Below are 24,770 nucleotides of genomic sequence, written 5' to 3' on the forward strand. Positions count from 1 at the left end.
GGGTCGCTCCTCACCGTGATCGCAGGAAGGTCAGTGGCCGGACCGCGTTCGCCCGGTCGACGAGGACACCGTGGTCGTTGGCCGTGCGCGCCTGCCGGGCCAGGTCCCGCAGGGAGCTCTCCAGCAGCCGCCGCAGGGACCGCTCCGACGGCGCGTCGCCCAGCGTCTCGCCGCCGGCCAGGCCGGCGGTGCCGTGCACGAGGACCCGGCCCAGGGCGGCCTGCCGGAGCACCGCCGTCATCCGGTCGCGGGCCTCCCCGTGCCGGGCGCCCCCGTCCAGCCGCAGCCGGCCGAGGCGGCGCACCGCCTCGTTGAGGTGCTCCGCGCCGGGCGGGTCGTCGCCGAGCCGGGCGGCCAGCACCCGCACGGCCGCGACCTGGGCGGCGTCGTAGTGCCGGGACACGCGGGGGACGCCGTCGAGGAACCGCACCGCCGCCGCCCGGTCGCCGTCGGGCAGCCGCAGCCGGGCCAGCCCGAACGCGGCGCTGGCGGCCGACCGGTCCCGACGCCACACCGCCCGGTAGTAGCGGGTCGCCTCGCCGGCGTCGCCCCGCTGCTCCGCGCAGTAGCCGAGCGCCAGCTTCGGAGCCACCTCGCCCGGCAGCTCCGCGTACGCCCGGTCGAACCGCTCGGTGGCCTCGGCCACGGCGGACCGGGCGAGCGCCAGCAGGCCGTGGTGCCAGACCAGCCGCCAGTCGGCCACCGCGTCCTCGGCCAGCAGCCCGGCCGCGACGGCCAGGGCCTCCTCGGCCGGGCCCGCCCCGGCCAGCTCCAGGTGCGCCCGGCAGCGCGACAGCTGGACCTCGACCGAGGCCGTCTCGAACGCCGCGAGCCGGGCCAGCAGGCTGCGGGGGTCGAGCGCGCCGATCAGGTGCAGGGCGGGGGTGGCGGGGTCGCCGGCCGCGGGGCGGGGCACCGGCAGGCCGGTGGCCACCGAGGGCGGCGCCGGGCGGCCGTGGTGCGGCAGGTCGGCGGCGGCCGGGTCCGTCCAGGCGGCCAGCCCCGGCACCGCGCCGAGCCCGGCGTCGAGCAGCGCCGCCGTGGGGGCGAACACGGTCGACGGTTCCTGGCCACGGTCGGCCGGGGGAGCCGGCAACAGCTCCCGCAGCACGCCCTTGAGCTGCTCGGACATCTCGGAGGCGGACGCGAAGCGGCGACGCCACTCGGGATGGGCGGCCCGGGTGACCAGCCGCCCGAAGGACTCCGCCCCGAGGTCGGGCTCGCGGCCGGGGGAGTCGAGCGGGGGGCGGCTCAGCTCCCGCAGCATGACCCCGACCGCGTAGAGGTCCGAGCGCACCGTGAACCCGTGCGCGGCCAGCTCCGTGGGGCTGACCCCGTAGGTCTCGGTGCGCACTCTCGGGCTGTGCCGGTCGTCGGCCCGGCGCACCCCGCCGAGGTCGATCAGCTTGACCCGGTCGGCGGTGCGGATGACGTTGCCCGGGTGCAGGTCGGTGTAGAGCAGCCCCTTGCCGTGCAGGTGGTCCAGCGCGGTCAGGATCTCGTGGCCGTACGCCAGCACCTCCACCAGGGGCAGCGTGACCGCCGGCCGGGCCGGGTCGACCGCCGCCTGCCACAGCTCGTGCAGCGGCATCCCCTCCAGGTATTCCATCACGATGTAGCTGGTCTGCCCGCCGAAGAGGCGGTCCTCCGCGCTGACGAAGTTGAAGATCCGGACGATGTTCGGGTGGTCCAGGGTGGTCAGGAACTGCCGTTCGGAGACCTCGATCGCCAGGGCGTCGGGTTCGGTCTTGTTGATCAGCCGCTTCAGGGCCATGGGCTTGCGGTCGAGGTGGACGTCCTCGGCGAGGTAGACCTGCCCCAGGCCGCCCCGGGCCAGGTAGCCGACCACTTCGTACTGGCCGGCCACCACGTCGCCGGGCGCGAGGGCGGAGACGAACGCGAAGGGCGTGCCGCAGTGCGGGCAGTAGCCGTGGTCGAGCCGCTCGGCCCCGCCCCGGCCGACCTCCCGCCGGCAGGCGGGGTTGGCGCAGAACCGCTCGTGCTCGGGCACCGTCAGGCCGGCCGTCGTGCGCCGGTGGCCGGTGAAGTCGCGCACCGGCAGGGACACCAGGCCCGCCACCGGCCAGGTCTCGTGCCCGACCGGCGCACCGGCCGTCGGCGTCGCGGCGCGCGCCGGCCGCGTCGGCCAGGGCGCGAGGCCGCAGACCTCGCAGAAGCCGTCGGCGTCGACGACGCCCGGACAGTCCGGGGTACGCGCACAGCGCATCAGGACGGCGCCCCTTCCCGCCGGTCGTCGAGGGCACGGCGGACCGCCTCGGCGTAGGCGTGCACGGCGTCGGCGGCGTCGGCGAGGTCGCAGGGGCCGGCCCAGAGCAGGTCGTGGGCCCGCCGGTAGAACCGCCCGATACCCCGGTGCTCGGTCAACCCGCCGGCGACGGCGCGGGCCCGGTGCGCGTCCAGCAGCCCCCGCAGCTGCTGGTGCTCGGTGGCCCGCGCGGTCAGCTCGTGTCGCAGCGCGGTCACCTCGTGCAGGGCCCGGTCGGTGCCCTGCTCCATGGCGGCCAGGTGCTCCAGCAACGGGCCGGGGTCGGGCTCCCGGGCCGCGGCCAGCAGCGCGGTGAGCCGGATCCGCAGCTGGCTGGCCCGCGGCTTCGCCGGTGGCAGCCCGCGCACGCGTGCCTCGATCCGGCGGCGGTGCTCGCGGGCCAGGTGTTCGGCCTCGCGCAGCCCGGCGATCCGGCGGGCCAGCAGCGCGAGCCGCAGGCCGACCGCCGGGCTGCGGAAGCCCACCAGGATCCGCAGGTCGCGTTCGGCGGCACGGTCGACGATCGGGCCGACGACGTCGTCGACCAGCGCCTTGGGGTCGCTCGACTCGTCCACGCCGTCGATCAGCAGCGACCGGGGCGACGCGTCGCCGAGCAGGTCGCCCGCCGCGGCCTCCGCCGGGGGCCCGGTGGAGCCGACGAAGCCCAGGATCCGCGCGGCCAGCTCCCGTGGTGGCTTGCCGGCGGCGTCCAGCGCCAGGTCGATGCTGCCCAGCGGCGGCAGCGACGGGTCCCGTTCGGCGGCGGCCGGATCGACCGACGACGGCCGGAGCTGCCGGTTGGACAGCACCACGGCCCGGCGCACGGTGGCCGAGGCCGTCGACGTGGGCGGACCGGTGACGACCACCAGGACGTTCTGCGGTGAGCGGCGGGCGAAGAACTCGGCCGTGCGCCGGGCGACCTCGCCGTCCTCCCGGCCGCCGCCCACCGACGTCAACTCCCGGTCGACGGAGGAGTCGCCGACCACCCACGCCTGGAGCAGGGGCAGATGGTTGAGCAGTGTCTCCACGGGGATCATGAACGAACGGCCGGAGGCGGGGCCGCTGTAGTAGGAGACCACCATGCCCACCACGTAGCCGGTCTCGTTGTCGACCGCCGCCGCGCCGCTGAACCCGCTGCGCACCCGGAGCCCGGGGGTCGCCGGGCTCGGATCCATCTGCATCCACTCGTTGGCCGGGCCCGTGCCCCCGTGCAGGACGGCGTGGACGGTCTCGCCGTCGCGGAACTCCTTGGGAAAGCCGAAGGCGTAGACGTGCTTCTCCCACAGCGGCAGCCGCCGCAGCTCGGCGCCCGGGCGGCCGGGGACCGGATCGGAGAGTTCGAGCAGGGCGATGTCGCCCTGGCCCTCCTTGCCCGCCGGCACCCAGCCGCCGGCCACGACCCCGGCGGACCGGGCGGGCAGCCGGGGCAGGCGGACCAGCTCGACCTGGACCCGGTCGGCGGGCGGGTCAGCCCCGGCCGCCGCGCGGCCGACCGCACGGTCGACGACGTGGGCGCAGGTGAGGACGTGCCGGTCGCCCAGCAGCGTCCCGCTGCCGAAAATCACGCCGCGGGCGCCACGGATGCGCACCACCCATGGCTGACGGCCGTGATTCTCCTTCACCTGTGCATGGTATTCGCAGATCCTTTCGGGGGTGGGGCACGGAATTGACCATTGTGAGAAAGACGACTCGGCCGCGAAACGTGAAGGCGACGGCGGTCGACACCATTCGGGAATTGCCGCCACCGCGATTCCCAGGGCCCGCGCGGCCCCTCCCGGTGGGCTACCCTCTGCCCGGTGACGGCGACCACGGGGACGTCGGTCGCGCCCGCGCCGCCGGGGCGCAGCCGGGGCTTCCGCGCGCTCTGGGCGGCGCAGGTCCTCTCCGTGCTCGGCGACTCGTTCTCCCAGCTCGCGGTGCCGTTGCTGGTGCTCGACGCGACCGGGTCGATCGCCACGGCCGGCCTGCTCACCGGCGCGTCCGGCGCGGCCGCGGTGGTCGCCGGCCTGTTCGCCGGCGTCGTCGCGGACCGCTTCGACCGGCGGGCGCTGCTGGTCGGCGCGGACGCGGCGCGGATGCTGCTGTTCGCGGTGGTCCCGCTGGTGTGGTGGCTGGCCCCGACCCCACCGGTCTGGCCGCTGTTCGTGCTGCTGCCGCTGGCCGCGGCGATCGGGATGGTGTTCCAGGTCGCCGCCGTCACGGCGGTGCGCGGCCTGGTCGACGGCCCGGAGCTGACCCGGGCGAACGGCCGGCTGCACGCCGGCACCGCCCTCGCGGCGGTCGCGGGGCCCGCGCTGGCCGGCGCCGTGTCCGGCTGGTGGGGCCCGGCCGGCGCGCTCGCCGTCGACGCCGCCAGCTTCGGCGTCTCCGGGGCGCTGCTGACGCTGGTACGGCTTCCCGCCCGTCGCGCCGCGACCGCCGACGCGGCGGGCCGCGCCGGGCCGTGGGCGGAGTTCCTCGCCGGGGCGCGGTTCCTGTGGCGTCACCGGGTGCTGCGCCCGCTGACCGCGCTGCTGACCGTCTTCCTCCTGCTCATCTACGGCATGGACGACGTGGTCGTCTACCACCTCAAGCACGGCCTGCACCAGCCCGACGGCACGGTCGGCCTGGTGCTCGCCGCCGGCGCCGCGGGCACGGTCACCGGGTCGCTGGTCGTCGCGCGGCTGCGCCGGCGGTTCGGTTTCGGGGCGTGCTGGATCGGCGCGACCGCGGCCACCGGCGGCGCGGTCGCGGCCCTCGCGTCGACCCGCCGGCCCGCCGAGGTCGGCGCGCTCGTGGCCGTCTACTTCGGCTGCCTCAGCGTCGGCGGCATCTGCTCGCTGTCGCTGCGCCAGGAGGTGACGCCGGAGCACCTGCTCGGCCGGGTCACCGCCGCGTTCTGGACGATCCACTTCTCCCTCGGCGGCGTCGGCGCGGCGGCGTTCACCTGGCTGGCCCAGCGCCACGGCGCGCCGGTGACCTTCGTCGTGGCCGGGGCCGGCGGGGTCGCGGTGGCGGTCGCCGCCCTGTGTACCGCCGTGCGCCGGGCCGGCGCGTAACCCGACGCGAACCGGCGCTTCCTACCGTCGCCCCACTCACATCCGACCGGTCCGATGGTGCCCAACCGCCGTGCGGAGATCCAGGGAGTGGAGGTCGCGACAGACATGACTGAGGTGTACGAACCGACGCGTCAGCCGGCCCGGTCCGGCCCCGACCCGGACGGGTCCCGCCGGGCCCCCACCTCGTTCGCCCAGGGGCGGCTGTGGCTGCTCAGCCAGCTGGAGGGGGAGCGCAGCGCGTACAACGTGCTGGTGCCGCTGCGGTTCCGGGGTGACCTCGACGCGGCGGCCCTGACCGACGCGGTCACCGCGCTGGTCGCCCGGCACGAGGTGCTGCGCACGGTCTACCGGGCCGAGGCCGGCGAGCCGGTGCAGGTGGTCCGTCCCGCCGAGCCGGTGCCGGTGCCGCTGACCGACCTGTCCGCGCTGACCGACGACGACCGCGAGGAGGCCCTCGACGCCGCCTTCGAGGACGCCGAGACCCGCCCCTTCGACCTGGCCGAGGGCCCGGTGCTGCGCGCCCGGCTGCTGCGCGTCGCCGCCGACGAGCACGTCCTGCTGCTGAGCGTGCACCACATCGCCATCGACGCCCCGTCCACCCCGGTGCTCTACCGCGACCTCGCGGCCCTCTACCGGGCCGCCGCGACCGGTGCGCCGGCCGACCTGCCGCCGCTGGCCGTCCAGTACGCCGACCACGCCGCGCGGGAACGGGCGGCGCTGGCCGGCCCGCTGCGCGAACGGCAGCTCGCGTACTGGCGGGAGCGGCTGCGCGACCTGCCGGCCCTGGACCTGCCGACGGACCGGCCCGCCGGCGACGCCTCCACCGACGGCGGCTTCCGGCGCGTCGCCGTCGACCCGGCCCTGCTGCGCCGGGTCCGCGCCCTCGCCGACGCGTGCGGCGCGACCCTCCTCGACGCCGTGGTGGCCGGGGCAGGGCTGCTCATGCAGCGCTACGGCAGCCAGGACGACATCGCCCTCGGCACCGTGCACTCGCCCCGCGACCGCGCCGAGCTGGCCGACCTGATCGGCTTCTTCCCCAACACGGTGGTCCTGCGCGCCGACCTGTCCGGCGCGCCCTCGTTCACCGACCTGCTGCGCCGGGCCGCCGCGACCACCCGCGACGCGTTCGCCCACGCCGACCTGCCGTTCGACGTGCTCGTCCAGGAACTGGCCCCGGCCCGCGAGGCCGGCCGGGCGCCGTTCTTCCGGGTGTACGTCAACGTCGACGACGCCACCGAGGGGCTGCCGGAGTTCGCCGGCCTGACCGCCGAGGCGATCCAGCCGGAGTTCACCACCGCCCGGTTCGACCTCGGCTTCGTGCTGCGCAGCGGCGGCGCCGAACCCGAGGTCGACAGCGTCTACCGCAGCGACCTGTTCGACGACGACACGATCGCCCGGATGCTCGACCACCTGGTGCGGCTCTGGGCGGCGGCGGTCGCCGAGCCCGACCGGCCGGTGACCGAGCTGACCATGCTCACCGACGCCGAGATCGACGACGCCGTGTGGCGGTGGAACGACACCGCCACCGACCTGCCCACCGACCGCTGCCTGCACCACCTGTTCGAGGAGCGCGTCGGCCGGCAGCCCGACCACCCCGCCGTCGTCTGCGGCGACACCACCCTCAGCTACGCCGAGCTGGAGCGGCGGGCCAACCGGCTCGCCCACCGGCTCGTCGCCGCCGGCGTGGGACCCGACACCCTGGTCGGCATCTGCCTGCGTCGCAGCCCGGCCCAGCCGGTGGCGGTGCTCGCCGTGCTCAAGGCCGGCGCGGCGTTCGTGCCGCTGGACCCGGACTACCCGGCGCGGCGGCTGGAGTTCATGTGCCGCGACGCCGGCCTGTGGGGCGTCGTCACCGAGCCCGACCTCACCGACCGGCTCGCCGCCGCCGAGCTCGACGCGGCCCGCCTCGTCGACGTGCACGACGACTCCGGCGACTGGCCGGCGACCCGCCCCGACACCCGCGTCACCCCGGACAACCTCGCGTACGTCATCTACACCTCCGGCTCCACCGGCGACCCGAAGGGCATCGCCCTGCGGCACCGGGGCGCGGTCAACAACTTCACCGACTTCAACACCCGCTTCGCCGTCGGCACCGGCGACGCCCTGCTCGCCGTCTCCTCGCCCAGCTTCGACATGTCCGTCTACGACCTGCTCGGCACCGTCGGCGCGGGCGGCACCACCGTGCTGCCCACCCCCGACGAGATCCGCCAGCCGGCGGCCTGGGCGCGGCTGGTCCGCGACCACCGGGTCACCGTGTGGCACTCCGCCCCGGCCCTGCTCGACCTGCTGCTGGAGCACCTGGAACGGCACGGCGAGGCGGTGCCGACGGTGCGGCTGGCCCTGCTCGGCGGCGACTGGATCCCCGTCGGCCAGCCGGCCCGGCTGCGCGCCGTCGCCCCCGACGTGCGGTTCGTCGCCCTCGGCGGGGCCACCGAGGCGTCCATGGACTCGATCATCTTCGAGGTCGACGAGGTCGACCCGGCGTGGGCCAGCATCCCGTACGGCCGGCCCATGGCCAACCAGCGGGCGTACGTGCTGGACCGGTTCGGCCACCCGCAGCCCGTCGGCGTCCCCGGCGAGCTGCACCTGGCCGGGGCGGGCCTGGCCCGCGGCTACCTGGACCGGCCGGAGCTGACCGCCGAGCGGTTCGTCGTCCGCGACCTGGCCGGCGGCCGCCGCGAGCGGCTCTACCGCACCGGCGACCTGGCCCGGTACCGCCGCGACGGGGTGATCGAGCTGCTCGGCCGGATGGACTTCCAGGTGAAGATCCACGGGCTGCGGATCGAGGCCGGCGAGATCGAGTCGGCGCTGCGCCGCTGCCCGGAGGTCACCGAGGCGGTCGTGGTGGCCCGGGGCACCCCCGGCCACACCACCCTCGCCGCGTACCTCACCGCCGCCGGGCCGGTGGACACCGAGGCCCTGCGCGCGGCGCTCGGGGAGCGGCTGCCCGCCCACATGGTGCCCGCCGCCATCGTCGTGCTCGACGCGTTCCCCACCACCCCCAACGGCAAGGTCGACCGCCGGGCCCTCGCCACCCGGGACGTCGCCGGCCCGGCCACCGGGGGCGGCGAGGCGCCGCGCGACGACTGCGAGCGGCGCATCGCCGCCGTGTGGCGCGACGTCCTCGGCGTCGACGACGTCACCATCGACGACAGCTTCTTCGCCCTCGGCGGGGACTCCTTCGCCGCCGTGCGCACCATGGTCGCCCTGGACAACCCGGTGCCCGTGGTGGAGCTGTTCAAGCACCCGACGATCCGGGGTCTCGCCGAGCGGATCCGCACCGGCACCGGCGGCGGCGCCGGCGAGCTGCTGCACGAGCTGACCCCGCCCGGCCGCCCCGCCACCACCACCGTGGTCTGCCTGCCCTACGGCGGGGGCAACGCGATCGCGTACCGGCCGCTGGCGCAGGCGCTGCCCGAGCGGTTCCGGCTGCTCGCCCTCAACCAGCCCGGCTACGACACCGGCGGCGACCCGGCCGACTTCCTCGACTTCGACGAGGTGGTGCGGCGGTGCGTCGACGAGGTCACCCGCCGCGTCGACGGTCCCGTCGTCGTCTACGGCCACTGCGCCGGCACGGTCATGGCCACCGCCGTGGCCCGGGGCCTGGAGGCCGCCGGGGCGGACCTGCGCGGGCTGTACCTGGCCGCATCGCTGCCCGCCGAGGACCCCGACGCCGCCCTCGCCGCCGAGCGGGCCACCTCCGACGAGGAGTGGGCCGGCTACCTGACCCGCCTCGGCGGGTTCTCCGGCGCGCTGGACTGGGCGGCCGTGGAACACATGATGACCGCCGGCCGGCACGACCACGTCGGCGCGATGAACCACCTGCGCCGCTGCCGGGCCGAGCCCCCCGCCCCCGTACGGGCCCCCACCGTCGCCATCTTCGGCGACGCCGACCCCGCCACCGAGGGCTTCACCGAGCGCCACCGCGACTGGTGCCGCCTCGTGCGCGACGTCTCCGTGGCGGTCGTCCCCGGCGGGGAGCACTACTTCGTCCGGGACCGGGCCCCGGAGATCGCCGCGCTCATCGACCGCGACCACCCGGCCACCGGCCGGACCGAGGAGGTCTGAGAATGTCCACCACCGACCCGATGGGCGAGCTGCTCGACGCCGGGCTGCACCAGCTCGCCACCACCGACCCCCGGCTGCACGAGGTGCTCGTCGGCGAGCAGCTGCGCCAGGCCGGCACCCTGTCCCTCGTCGCGTCCTGCTCCCCGGTCGACCCGTCGGTGCTGGCCAGCCAGGCGTCCGCCGCCGTCAACGTCACCGCCGAGGGCTACCCGGGCCGCCGCTACCACGCCGGCTGCGAGGTGATCGACGGCATCGAGCAGCTCGCCATCGACCGGGCCCGGCGGGCCTTCGGCGCGCGCTACGCCAACGTGCAGCCGCACTCGGCGACGACCGCCAACTACGCGGTGCTGTCCAGCCTCCTGGAGCCCGGCGACACCCTGCTCGGCATGGCCCTCGACAAGGGCGGCCATCTCACCCACGGCAGCCCCGCCGCGTACGCGGGCCGGTACTTCCGGGCCGTCGGGTACGGCCTCGACGACGCCGGCCTCATCGACTACGCCGAGGTGGAACGCCTCGCCCGGGAGCACCGGCCGAAGGTGATCGTGTGCGGGGCGACCGCGTACCCCCGGCAGATCGACTTCGCCCGGTTCCGTCGCATCGCCGACCGGGTCGGCGCGTACCTGCTGGCCGACATCTCGCACACCGCCGGGCTGGTCGTCGCCGGGCTGCACCCCAGCCCGATCGACCACGCCCATCTGACCACCACCTGCACCCACAAGCAGCTGTACGGCCCGCGCGGGGGGCTGATCCTCGCCGGCCGGGACGCCGACGCCCCCGCCCCCCGGGGCAAGGGGACCCTCGCCCAGTTCGTCCAGCGCACCGTGTTCCCGTACTTCCAGGGGGCCCCGGTGCTCAACGCCATCGCGGCGAAGGCCCGCGCCCTGGACATCGCCACCGGCCCCGGGTTCGCCGCCACCGCCCGGCGGATCGTCGCCGACGCCCGGGCGATGGCGGCGGCCCTGGCCGACCTCGGCTACGCGGTGGTCTCCGGCGGCACCGACAACCACATCGTCCTGATCGACCTGTCCGCCCGCCGGATGACCGGCCTGGTGGCCGAGCTGGCGCTGGAGGAGTGCCACATCGTCGTCAACAAGAACCGGGTGCCCCGGGACACCACCCCGGCGCTGGTCACCGCCGGCCTGCGGCTGGGCACCAACAGCATCGCCGCCCGGGGCATGGGCACCGACGCGGCCGTCGCGTGCGCCGAGCTGATCGACCTGGTGCTGTCGGCCGTCGAGCCGTACTCCGACCGCGAGTACCACCTGCCGGCGGCCGTGCGGGAGCTGGCCCGGCAGCGGGTGGCGCGGCTCTGCGCCGCCCACCCCATCCCCGGCTACCCGGTCCCGGCCCCGCAGCGGGAGCTGAGCGTCGCCGGCCGCTGAGCGGCCCCCGGGCGGGGGGGCGGGCCCGTACGTCGAACCCCGGCCGGCCCGCCGCCACCCCACGCCCTACGGAAGGAGAGTCGAGATGCACAAGCAGATGAGGTTCGTGGCCGTCAACGGCTCGGAGCGCACCGACGGCAACACCCGCGAGGTGCTGGGCCACGCCGCCGAGCTGCTGGCCGGCCACGGCGTCGACCTGGAGGTGATCAACCTCGGCGAGAAGAAGCTGACCGGCTGCGGCCCCTGCGGCGACTGCAACTCCCGCTGCGAGCCGTGCGTCGTCACCGGTGACGACGTGCCCGAGATCGTCGACCGGATGGCGCTGGCCGACGGGATCATCTGGGCCGCGCCCGTGCACGGCTTCGGCCCGGCCACCACCATGCAGGCGTTCATCGAGCGGGCCGGGGTCGGCTACCTGCGGTTCCAGCGCCCCCTGACCAACAAGGTCGGCGGGGTGGTGGTGATCGGCCGCCGGTACAGCCACACCGAGGTCTACAACCAGCTCGTCGCCAACGTGCTGCTCAATCGGATGATCATGGTGGGAAGCGGCTTCCCGGCCATCCTCTACGGCAACCACCGGGGCGAGGCGCTCGCCGACACCGAGGGTGTGGAGATGCTCGACCGGATGCTGCACCGGATGGTGGCGATGGCCCGGCTGCTCGCCGAGCACCGCGAGCTGACCGGCCGCGACGCGCTCGCCACCGACCACGCCAACGAGCGCGACGACCGCTGGTTCGCCCGCCGCTACGCCACCGCGGGGCAGGCGTGAGGACCATGGCGCCGCCCCGGTGCTGGGCCTCCTGCGCCCGGCGCCGGCCCACCGCGCGGGTCCGGCTCTACTGCTTCCCGTACGCGGGGGGCGGGTTGGCCGCGTACCAGCCGTGGGCGGCCCGGCTGCCCGACGCGGTCGAGGTGTGGACGGTCTGCCTGCCGGGGCGGGAACACCGCCTCGACGAGGCCGCCCGCACCGACCTGACCGGCCTCGTCGACGAGCTGCGCGCGGCGCTCGCCCCGCAGCTCGCCGGGTCGCCCGCCCCGGTGGCGTTCTTCGGGCACAGCCTCGGGGCGCTGCTGGCGTACGAGCTGGCCCGCGCCCTGCGCGCGCACGGCGGGCGGGAACCGGCGGCGCTGGTGCTCTCCGGCCGCGCCGCCGCCCACCATCCGCCCCGGCGGCGCATGCACACCCTCGACGACGACGCCTTCGTCGTCGCCGTGCGGTCGCTCGGCGGGGCGCCCTCGGCGGCCCTGGAGCACCCGGAGCTGCGCGAGTTGTGCCTGCCGACGCTGCGCGCGGACATCACCGCCGCCGAGACGTACCGGCACCGGCCCGGCCCGCCGCTGGACTGCGCGATCACGAGCTGGGCCGGGGACGCCGACGAGGGGGTGCCGCCGGACGCGGTCGCCGAGTGGGCCCGGCACACCCGGGGGCCGACCCGGCACCGGCTGTTCCCCGGCGGCCACTTCTTCCCCTGGTCCGCCCCCGGGGTCCTGGCCGCGCTCGCCGAGGACATCGGCCTGCAAGGAAGGGCCCCCTGTTAACGCCTACGGTAGAGAAGGGTCCCCTTCTCACGCGAGTTCTCACGCGAGCTGGACGTCATGGTGTCGCTGAGCACCCGACACCCTAGAGCGCGCCGGCTGACAGTTGGCCGACAGTTGCCTCAACACCTCGTGATCTATAGATAGTCTTCCATTTCCTGCTACGTGTTGCGGGGTGTGGGGCGAGATAAGGCACAGCCTGCCCTCGTGCGGGGATCTCCAGGGGGAATGACTCTGCCGCGAACGTGTGAGGAAGGAAGTGGGCGGATGCACCTCGGACGGGTCGTGCGTACCGTCGTGGCCATGGGGGTGGCGCTCACCGCCGCATCGGCCATCACCGCGACGCCTGCATCGGCGGCTCCTTCTCCTGCCCGGGCAGCAGCATCGGCGTCGACCAACTCAACGGACAGGCCGTCCCTGCTGAGCCGGCAGGCCCGCTCGGATGCGGAGCTGCGTGAACAGATCGCACTTCAGATGACGATCGCCCCGGGGGGCAAGCGGGTGAGCCGCAACGAGGTCTCCTATGACAACGGCAGGTTCGTGGTGACCTACGCGCTGCCTGGGCAGGTCGCCCTCGGCGTCGCCGACTGTCCGTCCGGGTGGTTCTGCTTCTACGAGAACATCAATTTCGGCTACCCGCGAGGCAGGCTCTCGGACTGCGGCCAGCAATATCTCGGGGACTATGGCTGGAACAACCGCGTGTCCTCGGCTGACAACAGCACCACCACCCCGATCAGCTACCACGACATCTCCCACTTCTACCTTTTCACCAACTACAACCCCGGGGCGATCGCTTATGTCGGGGACGCCGCGAACGACAAGGCGGCGTTCGTGTACCGATACTGCTGACCTCGCTGCGGGCTCCCATCCTGGGCAGGTCAGGCCGACAAGCGGTCACCACCACGCCCGGGCGTGGGCTCCCCCGAGGGGTCCGGCAGCCTCCCCGAGGGGACGGCTGATTCACGTGGTCTGCGTGCGAACGGACAGGAACTCCTCGACGAGGGCGTGAAAGCAGGCCGGGCGGTCGATCTCGACGTGGTGTCCGGCGCCGGGCAGCACCGCCACCCGCGCCGACGGCAGGCCCGCGCCGAACGCCGCCATCCGGTCGCCGGCCAGCAGCGTGCCCGCGACGTCCGGGTCGCCGGCCACGGCGAGGGTGGGGGTGGCGATCCGCCGCAGCAGGCCGACCCAGTCGACCTCGCCCTGCTCGGCGTCCACCATCGCCCGGAACACCCCGTCGGCGGTGCCCGCGAGGGACTCGGCGATCATCCGTCGCCAGCCCGGGGTGCGGGTCGCGGTGGCCGGCAGCGCGGCGACGATCTCGTCCAGCGGCCGGCGGGCCAGCCGCCAGGACCGGGCCATGTCGGCGCGCACGGGCGGCCAGTCGTCGGGCAGCAGCACCGGCGGCTCCACGGCCACCAGCCGCCGGATCCGGGCCGGCCGGCCCGCGTCGCCCCCGCCGGTCGTCCCGGCGGCGACGTGCAGCGCCACCGCCGCGCCGAGGGAGTGCCCCAGCAGGTCCACCTCCGGCCCGATCGCGGCCAGCGCCACCCGTACGTCCGCCGCGTAGTCGACGAACCGGTATCCGGTCGACGGGCGGTCGCTGTCGCCGTGTCCCCGCAGGTCGAGGCAGTAGACGGTGCGGTCGGCGGACCAGCGGCGGGCGCAGTCGGCGAACGTGCGCCACGACTCCCAGATGCCGTGCAGCACCACCAGGGGTGGTCGGTGCTCCGGCCCCGGCCAGCGCGCGGCGTGCAGCCGTACGCCCGCGCCGGGCAGGCGCACGTGTCTCGTCCCGTCAGCCATCGGTTTCTCCTTCGCCTCGGTTCCGCCGGGCCGCCGCGCGGTCGCGCTCAGCCGCGCGGGGCGGTCGCGGTTCGCCGCGCGGGACACCTGCCCGCGCGGTGCGTCAGGGTGCCCCCGCCGGGTGCGCCACCGGTTACGTGGCCGGCCCGGGGCCCGGCAGCCGGCCAGGTCAACCGGCCCCGGGGCGGCAGGCGAGCGCACACCGCGCGGGCGTAACCGGGGCCTAACTGCCCCTGCCTACCGTGGCCGGATCATCCGCACCGGTGCGTGCACCCACGCCTTCCGGCCCGGCCGGCGAGGCGAGAGAGGAGTTACGGTGACGACTTCGCTGCCCATCGGCGACACGTCCCCCGGTCGTCCGGGGACCGAGCGGCCCGGGACGGCGGCCGGGTCGGCCCGCGAGCTTTGGCGACAGCACCTGGCCGGCGCCACCGCCGCCGTGGAGCTGCCGCTGGACCGGCTACGCCCACCCGAGCGGGAGTACACCCCCGCCCGGGTGCCGGTGCCGGTCGCCCCGCGTACCCGCGCCGCGCTGGCCGACCTCGACGTCACACCGCCGGTCGGCTGGCTCGCGGCGCTCGTCGCGCTGCTGGTCCGCTACGGCGCCGAGACCGACATGGTCGTGGGGATGCCCGCCGGCGACACGGAGGCGACGGCCCGTCGGGTGCGCGTCCCGGTCGGCGCGAGCTACCGGGCCCTCATCCGGCAGGTCGAGTCCGCCGAGGCCAACGCCAACCGGCTGCCGCCCCTGCCGCTGGCCGAGGTGGGCCGGCTGGTCCGGCCCGACGACGTGCCCGGCGCCGCGGCCCCGTTCCCGGTCGGCTTCCACCCCGCCGCCGCGGGCGGTCCGGGCCGGATCTGGCCGGGCGCGGACCTGACCCTGGCGCTCGGCCCGGACGGCGCGCCGAGCCTGCACTACGACGCGACGCTGTTCACCGCCGCCACCGCCGGCCGGCTCGCCGACCACCTGGCGACCCTGCTCGGCTCCCTGGTGGCCGCCCCCGACCGCCCGGTGTCCCGGGCCACCCTGCTGCCCGCCGCCGAACGCCGCCGGATGCTCGTCGACTGGAACGACACCCGCGTCGACTTCACCGACGAGCGGCCGTGGGCCGACCGGGTCGCCGACCTGGCGGCCCGCCGACCGGACGCGCCGGCCGTGCGCGACCGGGGCGTACGCCTCAGCTTCGCCCAGCTCGACGCGGCGGCGAACCGGCTCGCCCGGCACCTGCGCGCCACCGGCCTGCCCGACGGCGGCCGGGTCGGGCTCTACCTGGAGCGCGGCACCGCCGCCGTGGTCGCCACCCTGGCCGCGCACCGCGCCGCCGCAGCGGTGGTGCTGCTCGACCCCGGGCAGCCGGGCAGCCGCATCGAGCTGATGCTCGCCGAGACCCGCCCCGACGTCGTGGTCACCCTCGACGGCCTCCTCGACGACCTGCCCGGCCAGGTGGCCCGGCGGGCCGTGTGCCTGGACCGCGACGCCGCCGACATCGACGCCCGGGAGGCGACCGCCCCGGAGGTGGCCGCCCCGGGGCCCGACGCGGTGTGCCAGATCGCCTACACCTCCGGCTCCACGGGCGCGCCGAAGGCCGTCCGGCAGCGCCACCGCACCCTGGTCAACCTGGCCAACTGGACGTGCCGGGCGTACGGGGTGGGCCCCGAGGACCGGGCCAGCTGGGTCTCCGCGCCCGGCTTCGGCATCGGCCTGCTGGAGTGGATGCCGTTCCTCGCCTGCGGCGCGGAGATCACCATCGCCGACGCGCGCACCACGGCCAGCCCCACCCGGCTGCGGGACTGGCTGGTGGCCCGGGGCGTCACCCACGCCCTGGTGCTCAACCGGCTGGCCGAGCGCCTCGCCGGGCTGTTCTGGCCCGACCGGTCCGCGCTGCGGTTCCTCGTCGCGGTCGGCGAGCCGCTGCGCCACTGGCCGAGCCCGGCGCTGCCGTTCGAGGTGGTCGCCTGCTACGGGGCCACCGAGGTCGGCGCGGCCACCAGCTGCTACGACCGGGGCTCCGGGGTGCGGTGCACCTCCCGCGGCGTCGCCGAGGACGAGCGGGCCGTCCGGCTGCCCAGCGCCGGCCGCCCCATCGCCAACGTGCGGCTGTACGTGCTGGACCGGCACCGCGAGCCCGTGCCCGCCGGTGTGGCCGGCGAGCTGTACGTGGCCGGCGCCGGCCTGGCCGCCGGCTACCTGGCCCGCCCCGAGTGCGACGCCGAGGCGTTCGTGCGCAACCCGCTGCCGGAGGAGCCGGAGCCGGTGCTGTACCGCACCGGCGACCTGGCCCGCTACCGGCCCGACGGCACCGTGGAGATCCTCGGCCGGGCCGACGCCGTGGTCCGCGTCGCCGGCCGCCGGGTGACCCTCACCGAGGTGGAGGCCGCGCTGACCGCCGACGGGACGGTCCGGGAGGCGGCCGTGCTGGCCCGCCCCGGCCGGGACGGGCGACCCCAGCTCGTCGCGTACGTCGTGCCCGCCGACGAGGCCGCGTTCTCCACCCGGGAGCTGCGCGAGGGGCTGGCCAACCGGCTCCCGTCGCACCTGCTGCCGGGCGCGATCGTGCGGCTCGCCGGCCTGCCCTGCCTGCCCAACGGCAAGCTGGACCGGGCCGCCCTGCCGGCCCCGCCCGCCCCGGTCAGCGACGCCCCGTACGTGGCGCCGCGCAGCGAGCTGGAACGCGACCTCGCCGACCTGTGCGCGGAGGTGCTCGGCGTGGAGCGGATCGGCGTCGAGGACGACCTGACCGGCGCGGCCACGCCGCAGCGGCTCCGCCAGGCGGTGTCCGCCCTGGCCGCCAGCCGGTACGGCGTCGACCTCGCGCCCGACCGGGTCGCCTCGGTGGCCCGCGCGGCGGCGCTGATCGAAGCCGCCCGGGTCGACCAGCCGACCGACGGCGGAGACGACGACGGACACGACGGCGACGACGACGGATACGACGACGAACCGTTCGGCGACCTGCCGCCGATGGCCCACCACCCCGACGACCGGTACGAGCCGTTCCCGCTCACCGACACGCAGCAGGCGTACTGGATCGGCCGCAGCGACGCCGTCGAGCTGGGCAGCGTCGGCTGCCACGGCTACTGGGAGTGGTGCAGCGGCGACCTGGACGTCGACCGGTTCCGGGCGGCGTGGGCGCGGGTGCTGCAACGGCACGACATGCTGCGCGCGGTGATCCGCCCCGACGGCACCCAGCGGGTGCTGGCCGACCCGCCGGCGTACGAGATCCCGGTGCTGGACCTGCGCGACCGTGACCCGGCCGACGCCGACCGGGCGGTGGCCGAGCTGCGCGAGCACCTGTCCCACCACGTCGCCCCGGCGGACACGTTCCCGCTGTGGGACGTGCGGCTCACCCTGCTGCCCGACGGGCGGGGGCTGATCCACCTCAGCCTGGACCTGCTCATCATCGACGCCTGGAGCTACTTCCAGATCCTGGTGCCCGACCTGGTCACGTGCTACGAGGACCCGGCGGCCGAGCTGCCCGAGCCGAGGTTGTCCTTCCGCGACTACGTGCTCGCCGCCGAGGTGGCGCTGGAGCGGTCCGAGGCGTACCAGCGGTCGAAGCGGTACTGGCTGGACCGGATCGAGCGGGGCCTGCCGGCCGCGCCGGAGCTGCCCCGCGCCGCCGGGGCGGCCGAGGTGACCGACGTGCGGTTCACCCGCCGGGAGCACCGGCTCGACCCGGCCGCCTGGGCGACGCTGAAGGAGCGGGCGCACGCCGCCGGGGCCACCCCGTCGGGCGTCGTCGTCGCCGCGTTCACCGAGGTGCTGCGGGCGTGGAGCGGCAACGACCGGTTCACGATCAACTTCCCGCTGTTCAACCGGTTGCCGCTGCACCCCGACGTGGACAAGCTGATCGGCGACTTCACCACCACCAGCCTGCTGGCCGTGGAGAAGGTCGACGGCACGTTCGCCGACCGGGCCCGCTCCCTGCAGCAGCAGCTCTTCGAGGACCTGGAGCACCGCCACTTCGGCGGCGTACGGGTGATGCGGGAGCTGGCCCGACGCCAGCGCGGTCAGGTGCGGGCCGCGTTCCCGGTCGTGGTGACCAGCCTGCTGGGGCAGCCGCCCCGGCACTTCACCACCGCCCTCGGCGAGGCCAGCCACACCAGCACCCAGACCCCGCAGGTGACGCTGGACTTCCAGGTCTCCGAGGTGGCCGGGGCGCTGCACTTCAGCTGGGACACCATCGACGAGGTGTTCCCCGCCGGGATGCTCGCGGACATGTTCGGCGCGTACTGCCGGCTGCTGGACCGGCTCGTCGCCGAGCCGGGCAGCTGGCGCAGCGAGCGGTTCGCGCTGGTGCCCGAGCACCAGCTCGCCGTGCGGCGGGAGGTCAACCGCACCGACGCGCCGGTGCCGGACACGCTGCTGCACGCACCGGTCGCCGCGCACGCCGCCGCCCGCCCCGACGCCCCGGCGGTGATCTGCGGCGACACCGTGCTCACCTACCGGGAGCTGGACCGGCGGGTCAACCAGGTCGGCCGCCTGCTGCGCGACGGCGGGGCCCGGCCGAACGAGCTGGTCGCCGTCGTGATGGAGAAGGGCTGGGAGCAGATCGTCGCCGCGCACGGCGTGCTCGCCGCCGGGGCGGCTTACCTGCCGATCGACGCGCAGGTGCCCACCGAGCGGCTGCACCACCTGCTGCGCGACGGCGAGGTGTCCACCGTGCTCACCCAGGCCGCCGTCGACCCGGGCGTCGAGTGGCCCGACGGGGTGCGCCGGCTGCGCGTCGACGCCGACTTCGACGACGTCGACCCGACCCCGCTCGCCCCCGTCCAGGCGGTCACCGACCTGGCGTACGTCATCTACACCTCCGGCTCCACGGGGAAGCCGAAGGGGGTGATGGTCGACCACCGGGGCGCGGCGAACACCATCTGCGACGTCAACCGCCGCTTCGGCGTCGGCCCGGACGACCGGTGCCTGGCCGTGTCCGGCCTGCACTTCGACCTGTCCGTCTACGACGTGTTCGGCATCGTCGCGGCCGGCGGCACGGTGGTCGTGCCCACGCCGACGCCGAACCCCGACCCGCAGCAGTGGGCCGAGTTGGTCCGCCGGCACGGGGTCACCTTCTGGAACTCGGTGCCGGCCCTGCTGGAGATCCTGGTCAGCCACGTCGAGGGCACCGGGGAGACCCTGGCCCCGCTGGCGCTGACCGTGCTGGCCGGCGACTGGATCCCGCTGACCCTGCCCGACCGGGTGCGCGCCGTCGCACCGGGCATCCGGGTGATCGGCTCCGGCGGGCCGACGGAGACCTGCGTCTGGTCGGTGATCAACCCGATCGGCGAGGTCGACCCGGCCTGGCCGAGCATCCCGTACGGGCGGCCGATGAGCAATCAGCGCTACCACGTGCTGGACGCCCGTGGCGACCACCGTCCCGTGTGGGTGCCCGGGGAGATCCACATCGCCAGCGAGGTCGGCCTGGCGCGCGGCTACTGGCGCGACCCGGAGCGCACCGACGCCCAGTTCCTCCGGGACCCGGCCACCGGGGAACGCAGGTACGCCTCCGGGGACCTCGGCCGCTACCTGCCCGACGGCAGCATCGAGATCCTCGGCCGCACCGACTTCCAGGTGAAGATCCAGGGCCACCGGATCGAGCTGGGCGAGGTCGAGGCGGCGCTGGCCGAGCATCCGGCGGTGGACCGGGCGGTCGCCGTGGCCGCCGGGGCCACCCCGCAGACGCTGCGGCTGGTCGCGTACGTGACCCCGGCGCGGCCGGACGCGCCGCCGGAGCCGGCGGACGTGCTGGCCCACGTCGGCGCGAAGCTGCCCCGGTACATGGTGCCGGGCGCCCTGACCGTGCTGGAGCGGCTGCCGCTGACCGGCAACGGCAAGGTGGACCGGCGGGCGCTGACCGAGGCGACCGTCGGCCGCGACGACGAGCAGGACTTCACCGCCCCCGAGGGGCCGGTCGAGCAGCTGCTCGCCGAGGTGTGGGCCGAGCTGCTCGGCGTCGACCGGGTCGGCCGGCACGACCACTTCTTCGCCCTCGGCGGCAACTCCGTCATCGCCACCCAGCTGGTGTCCCGGATCCGGGAGCTGACCGGCGGCGAGCTGCCGCTGCGGGCCGTGTTCACCGGCCCGACGGTGGCCGAGGTGGCCGCCACCCTGCTCGACGACCCGGAGCAGGGCGAGGGGGTGGCCGCCGCCGCGCGGCTGCTCGCCGAGCTGGGCGAGGCCGACGACCTGACCGAGTTCCTGGAGTGACCGCCCGGGGCGGGCGCGCCGCGCCGGCGGCGCGTCCGCCCCGGGTCCGTCGTACCCACCCCTGCCGGCCCACGGCCGGCCGACCAGCCTGGAGCGACCCATGCCCATCACCGGCGTCGACCACGTCATGCTCGCCGTACCCGACCTCGACGCGGCCCGGGCCGCGTTCACCGCCTGCTTCGACCGGCCGTCGCGCCCCGGCAGCCGTCACCCCGGCTGGGGTACGACCAACGCGGTCCTCCGGTTCGCCGGCAGCTACCTCGAACTGATCACCGTCGTGGACCGCGCCGAGGCGGCGGGCCGGCCGGCGAGCCGGCGGATGACCGGGGTGAGCGACGCCGGCGGCGGCTGGGTGTCCGCCGTCCTGGCCGCCGAGGACCTGCCGACGACCTGCGCCGCCCTGGCCGGCCGGGGCGTGCCGGTCTCCCCGCCCCTGGACGGCGTGTCGGTGCGCCCCGACGGCCGGCGTCGCCGCTGGCGGGTCGGCGCGCACGGGGAGGAGTTCCGCACCGGCCGGCTGCCGTCGCTCATCGAGTACCTCGACCCGTGGCCCGAGGCGGACCCCGACCCGGCCGAGCTGCGCCGTGGCGGCGTGCACGGCGTGGCCGGGGTGGACATCGCCGTCACCGACCTGCCCGCCGCCGCGGCCGAGTACGCCGTCCTGCTCGGCGGCCCGCCCGCCCTCGGCGACCGGTCCGCGACGTGGACGCTGCCCGACGGGCGGGTGCTGCGGCTGCTCGCCCCCGCCGGTTCTGCCACCCCCGCCGGTTCTGTCGGACCCGCCGGTGTCGGCGACCCGGTCGTCGCCCACCTCGACCGGCTCGGCCCCGGCCTGTGCGCCGTCGCCCTCGCCGTCGACTCGCCCGCCGCCGTGGCCGGTCGCGGCGTCGCCGTGCGGGCCGGCGTCGACGGGGAGCCCGTGGTCGACCCGGCGGGGTGCGCCCCGATCCGGCTGGTCGCCGCCCGCCCCGCCCCGTCGCGGGGACCCGTCGTGACCGCCGGGGCGACCCGGTGACCGCCCCCACGGCGGCCGAGGCGTACTCCGCCGCCACCGGCGCCCCGCCCTCCACCTGCGCGCCCGCCGCCACCGGCACGCCGCCGCCCGGCGAGTGGCCCTCGCCGTTCCGCCCGCAGGACGCGGCGGCGGCCGGCGGGGAGCCCCGCTGGCTGATCGAGCAGTGGGTGGTCGCCCACGGCGACACCGTCTGGTTCACCGACCTGCGCCCCGCCGAGGGCGGCCGGGCCGTGCTGTGCCGGTGGACCGCCGCGACCGGCGTCGCCGACGCCGTCCCCGCCGGGTTCAGCGCCCGCAGCCGCTTCCAGGAGTACGGCGGCCGACCGTTCACCGTCGTCTCCGCCGACGCGGCCGTCGTCTCCCGCGACACCGACCAGCGGCTGTACCTGGTGACCGCCGGCCCCGACGCGGCGCCGCCGCGCCCGCTCACCCCGCTGTCGGGCGGCCGCCACCGGTACGCCGAGGGCACCGTCGTCGGCGACGAGGTGTGGTGTGTGCGGGAGCGACGCACCGGCCCCCGCACCACCGACGTGCTCCGCGACCTCGTCGCGGTGCCGCTGACCGGCCACGGCGACGCCGAGCCCCGGGTGCTGGGCGGCGGCGGCCACCGGTTCCTCGCCGGCCTGCGGGTCGCCCCGGACGGCCGGCACGCCGTCTGGCTCGGCTGGGACCACCCCGACATGCCGTGGGACGCGGCCCGGCTGCGGGTCGCCCCGATCGTCGACGGGCGGCTCGGCGAGCACCGGGTGCTGGCCGGCGGGGACGCCGAGGCGGTCTGCCAGGCCGAGTGGCTCGACGCCGGCACCCTGCTGGCGCTCACCGACCCCGACGGCTGGTGGAACCCGTACGCCATCGGGCTGGCCGGCGACCGCCGGCCGCTGTGGCGCGGCGACCGCGAGGCCGGCGGCGCGCTGTGGCGGCCCGGGCAGACGTGGGCCGCGCCGCTGGCCGACGGCCGGATCGCCCTGGCCGTCACCGGCTGGTACGCAGCCGGGGCCCGGCGACCCGACCCGGCCGCCCCGCGACCGGACGGAGACGGGGCGGCCCGGCACGGCACCCGGCTCGCGGTGCTCGACCCGGCCCGGGGCGTCCTCGACGAGCTGGACCTGCCGTACACGGTGTGGGGGCCCGTCAGCGCCGCCGGCACGACGGTGGCCGCGATGGCCGCCTCACCCGACCGGCAGCCCGCCCTGGTCCGCGTCGACACCGCGACCGGGCGGGCCGGCGCGGTGACCGGCGACCGCTACCGCACCCCCGGCCCCGGCTGGCTGCCCGCCGGGGAGCACCGCCGGTTCCCGGTGCCCGGCGGTGAGGTGCACGCCGTCGTCTACCCGCCCCGCAACCCCGCCGTCGCCGCCGACCCGGGACACCGGCCGCCGCTGCTCGTCGTCGCCCACGGCGGCCCCACCGGGCGGGTCACCGACGCCCTCGACCCCGAGACGCTCCTGTTCACCAGCCGCGGGTACGCGGTCGCGCTGGTCGACTACGGCGGCTCCACCGGCTTCGGGCGGGCCTGGCGGGACCGGCTGCGCGGCGGCTGGGGCGTCGTCGACGTGGCCGACTGCGCGGCCGTCGCCCGAGCGCTCGCCGCGGAGGGGACGGTCGACGGCGACCGGGTCGCCCTGCGCGGCGGCTCGGCCGGCGGCTGGACCACCTGCGCGGCGCTGACCAGCGTCGACACGTTCCGCTGCGGGGCCGCGTACTTCCCCGTGCTGGACCCGCTGGCGTGGGCCGAGGGGGAGACCCACGACCTGGAGTCGCACTACCTGCACGGCCTGATCGGGCCGCTGCCGGCCGCCCGGCCCACCTACGCCGACCGCGCGCCCGTCCACCGCGCCGCCCGCCTCGCCGGGCCGCTGCTGCTGCTTCAGGGAGAGGAGGACACCGTCTGCCCGCTCGCGCCGGCCGAACGGTTCGTCGCCGCGCTGACCGACGCCGGGGCGCCCCACACCTACCTGCGGTTCCCCGGGGAGGGGCACGTGTTCCGGCAGGTCGGCTCGATCACCCGCGCCCTCGACGCCGAGCTGGCCCTGTACGCCTCGGCCCTGCGACCCCGCTGAGCCGACCCATCCGGAGGTACGACCATGACCACTCACGCGGTACCGACCGCCACCACGCCCCGACGGCGGGCGCGCACCGTCGCCACCACCGTCGCCGGGAACTTCATCGAGTACTTCGACTGGCTGATCTTCGGCCTGTACGCGCCGCTGATCGCCCAGCACTTCTTCCCCTCCGCCGACCCGCTCACCGCCCTGCTCGCGGTCTTCGTCGCGTACGCGACGGGCATGCTGTTCCGCCCGCTCGGCGGCATCCTGATGGGCGCGCTGGCCGACCGGCGGGGCCGCCGCCTCGCCCTGCTGCTGTCGATCACGCTGATGGGCGGCGGCAGCCTGGTCATCGGCCTGCTGCCCACGTACGCCGCCATCGGGGTGGCCGCCCCCGTGCTGCTGTTCCTCGCGCGGGCCGCCCAGGGGCTGTCGGCCGGCGGCGAGTGGCCGGCCGCCGTGTCGTACCTGATGGAGTTGGCCCCGCGCAGCCGGCGCTGCCTGTTCGGCAGCATCTTCGCGGTCAGCTCCGCCGCCGGCGGCCTCGCGGCGTCGGCGCTCGGCCTGGCGCTCAGCGCGACCGTCGGGTCGCAGGCCATGGCCGACTGGGCGTGGCGGGTCCCGTTCCTGGCCGGGGCGGCCCTGTCGGCGGTGCTGCTGGTGCTGCGCCGCCAGCTCGGGGAGAGCGAGGCGTTCGTCCGGGCCCGGCGCAGCGGCCCGCCGCCCGGCCTGCGCCGGCTCTGGCGCGACCACAGGGGCGCCGTTGTGGTCGCCGCGCTGTTCGTGGTCGGGGTGACCGTGCAGACGACCACCTGGACCACCGTCGCCCCGGCGCTGGCCCAGAGCCAGGCCGGGATGCCCGCCGACGCCGTCTACGCGGCGGTCACCGCCGCCATCGCCCTGTCCATCGTGGTGCTGATCCCGCTGGGCCTGCTCGCCGACCGGGTGGGCGTGCTGCCGATGCTCGGCGTCAGCGTCCTCGGCTTCGCGGTGGCCGGCCCGCTCGCCCTGAACGCCGCGTCCGGCGGCACCGGGCGGCTGGTGCTCTGCCTGTGCACGGGGCTGTTCTTCATGTCCTGCCTGACCGCGGTCCTGCCGAAGATCATGGCTTCGATGTTCCCCACCCACCTGCGGGCCAGCGGTATCGGGCTGCCGCACGCCGTGGCCAGCTCGCTGGCCGGCGGGCTCACCCCGGCCCTGGCGACCTGGCTGGCCGGGGCCGGCCGGCTTGACTGGTACCTGGGCCTGCTCACCGTGACCGCGCTGCTGGCCGGGGCGGCCGGCGTGCGGGCGGTCCGGCGGGCCCGACCGGACGACGACCTGCCGCAGACCCCGGCGACCCCGGCGTCGCAGGACCGCATCCTGGTCGGCTCGGCCCGCACCTGAGCGCGGCGCGCGCCGTACCGGCTCCCCGG

The 24,770-nt window shown here is 76.4% G+C and carries 13 protein-coding genes; 10 read left to right on the forward strand and 3 right to left on the reverse strand.

The genetic code is table 11. The annotated features are described in order from the left end of the window. Positions 1-10: 10 nt before the first annotated feature. The gene (locus LPA42_RS12860) at positions 11-2,227 is read right to left on the reverse strand and encodes a serine/threonine-protein kinase (RefSeq protein ID WP_228986572.1); all 2,217 of its coding nucleotides are present in this window, start codon (positions 2,225-2,227) and stop codon (positions 11-13) included. Continuing rightward, a complete protein-coding gene (locus LPA42_RS12865) occupies positions 2,227-3,888 on the reverse strand; it encodes a serine protease (RefSeq protein ID WP_158229497.1) in 1,662 nt (553 codons plus the stop codon). The genes LPA42_RS12860 and LPA42_RS12865 overlap by 1 nt, the downstream gene beginning before the upstream one ends. 174 nt (positions 3,889-4,062) lie before the next feature. On the opposite strand from LPA42_RS12865, the gene LPA42_RS12870 reads away from it, so the two are divergent. The 6 genes from LPA42_RS12870 (at position 4,063) to LPA42_RS12895 (ending at position 13,139) form a co-directional block, all read left to right on the forward strand. After that, entirely contained in the window at positions 4,063-5,304 is a 1,242-nt protein-coding gene (locus LPA42_RS12870) for an MFS transporter (protein WP_077939807.1), read from the forward strand. 105 nt (positions 5,305-5,409) lie between these two features. Continuing rightward, complete coding sequence (locus LPA42_RS12875; protein WP_228986573.1) at positions 5,410-9,372, forward strand: non-ribosomal peptide synthetase; 3,963 nt, start codon at positions 5,410-5,412, stop codon at positions 9,370-9,372. 2 nt (positions 9,373-9,374) lie between these two features. Further along, positions 9,375-10,754, forward strand: a complete 1,380-nt coding sequence (glyA, locus tag LPA42_RS12880) for a serine hydroxymethyltransferase (RefSeq protein WP_077939809.1) — start codon at positions 9,375-9,377, stop codon at positions 10,752-10,754. Between the two features lie 85 nt (positions 10,755-10,839). Beyond that, entirely contained in the window at positions 10,840-11,523 is a 684-nt protein-coding gene (locus tag LPA42_RS12885; protein ID WP_077939810.1) for a flavodoxin family protein, read from the forward strand. Positions 11,524-11,528: 5 nt separating this feature from the next. Next, positions 11,529-12,293 carry a thioesterase II family protein gene (locus tag LPA42_RS12890; RefSeq protein WP_077939811.1) on the forward strand — a complete coding sequence of 255 codons (765 nt, stop codon included), beginning with the start codon at positions 11,529-11,531 and terminating at the stop codon, positions 12,291-12,293. 300 nt (positions 12,294-12,593) lie between these two features. Then, positions 12,594-13,139, forward strand: coding sequence for a peptidase inhibitor family I36 protein (locus LPA42_RS12895; RefSeq protein WP_158229500.1), 546 nt, complete (start codon positions 12,594-12,596; stop codon positions 13,137-13,139). 111 nt (positions 13,140-13,250) lie between these two features. Here the strand turns inward: LPA42_RS12895 and LPA42_RS12900 are convergent, their stop codons facing one another. Beyond that, positions 13,251-14,096: an alpha/beta fold hydrolase gene (locus LPA42_RS12900; RefSeq protein WP_096761726.1), complete on the reverse strand. Its 846-nt coding sequence runs from the start codon at positions 14,094-14,096 to the stop codon at positions 13,251-13,253. A 316-nt stretch (positions 14,097-14,412) separates the two neighbouring features. On the opposite strand from LPA42_RS12900, the gene LPA42_RS12905 reads away from it, so the two are divergent. From LPA42_RS12905 to LPA42_RS12920, 4 genes are all read left to right on the forward strand, one after another. Next, on the forward strand, positions 14,413-20,295 hold the full coding sequence (locus LPA42_RS12905) for a non-ribosomal peptide synthetase (RefSeq protein WP_077939814.1): 5,883 nt from the start codon (positions 14,413-14,415) through the stop codon (positions 20,293-20,295). Between the two features lie 100 nt (positions 20,296-20,395). Continuing rightward, positions 20,396-21,310 (forward strand): VOC family protein, encoded by a 915-nt coding sequence (locus tag LPA42_RS12910; RefSeq protein WP_144082792.1) that lies wholly within the window; start codon positions 20,396-20,398, stop codon positions 21,308-21,310. Next, complete coding sequence (locus LPA42_RS34420; RefSeq protein WP_228986574.1) at positions 21,307-23,370, forward strand: prolyl oligopeptidase family serine peptidase; 2,064 nt, start codon at positions 21,307-21,309, stop codon at positions 23,368-23,370. The genes LPA42_RS12910 and LPA42_RS34420 overlap by 4 nt, the downstream gene beginning before the upstream one ends. A gap of 24 nt (positions 23,371-23,394) precedes the next feature. Further along, a complete protein-coding gene (locus tag LPA42_RS12920; RefSeq protein ID WP_077939816.1) occupies positions 23,395-24,741 on the forward strand; it encodes an MFS transporter in 1,347 nt (448 codons plus the stop codon). Positions 24,742-24,770 lie beyond the last annotated feature (29 nt).

This window comes from Micromonospora sp. DH13 (genome assembly GCF_020873825.1).
In the GTDB taxonomy this organism is placed as follows: Bacteria; Actinomycetota; Actinomycetes; order Mycobacteriales; family Micromonosporaceae; genus Micromonospora; species Micromonospora haikouensis.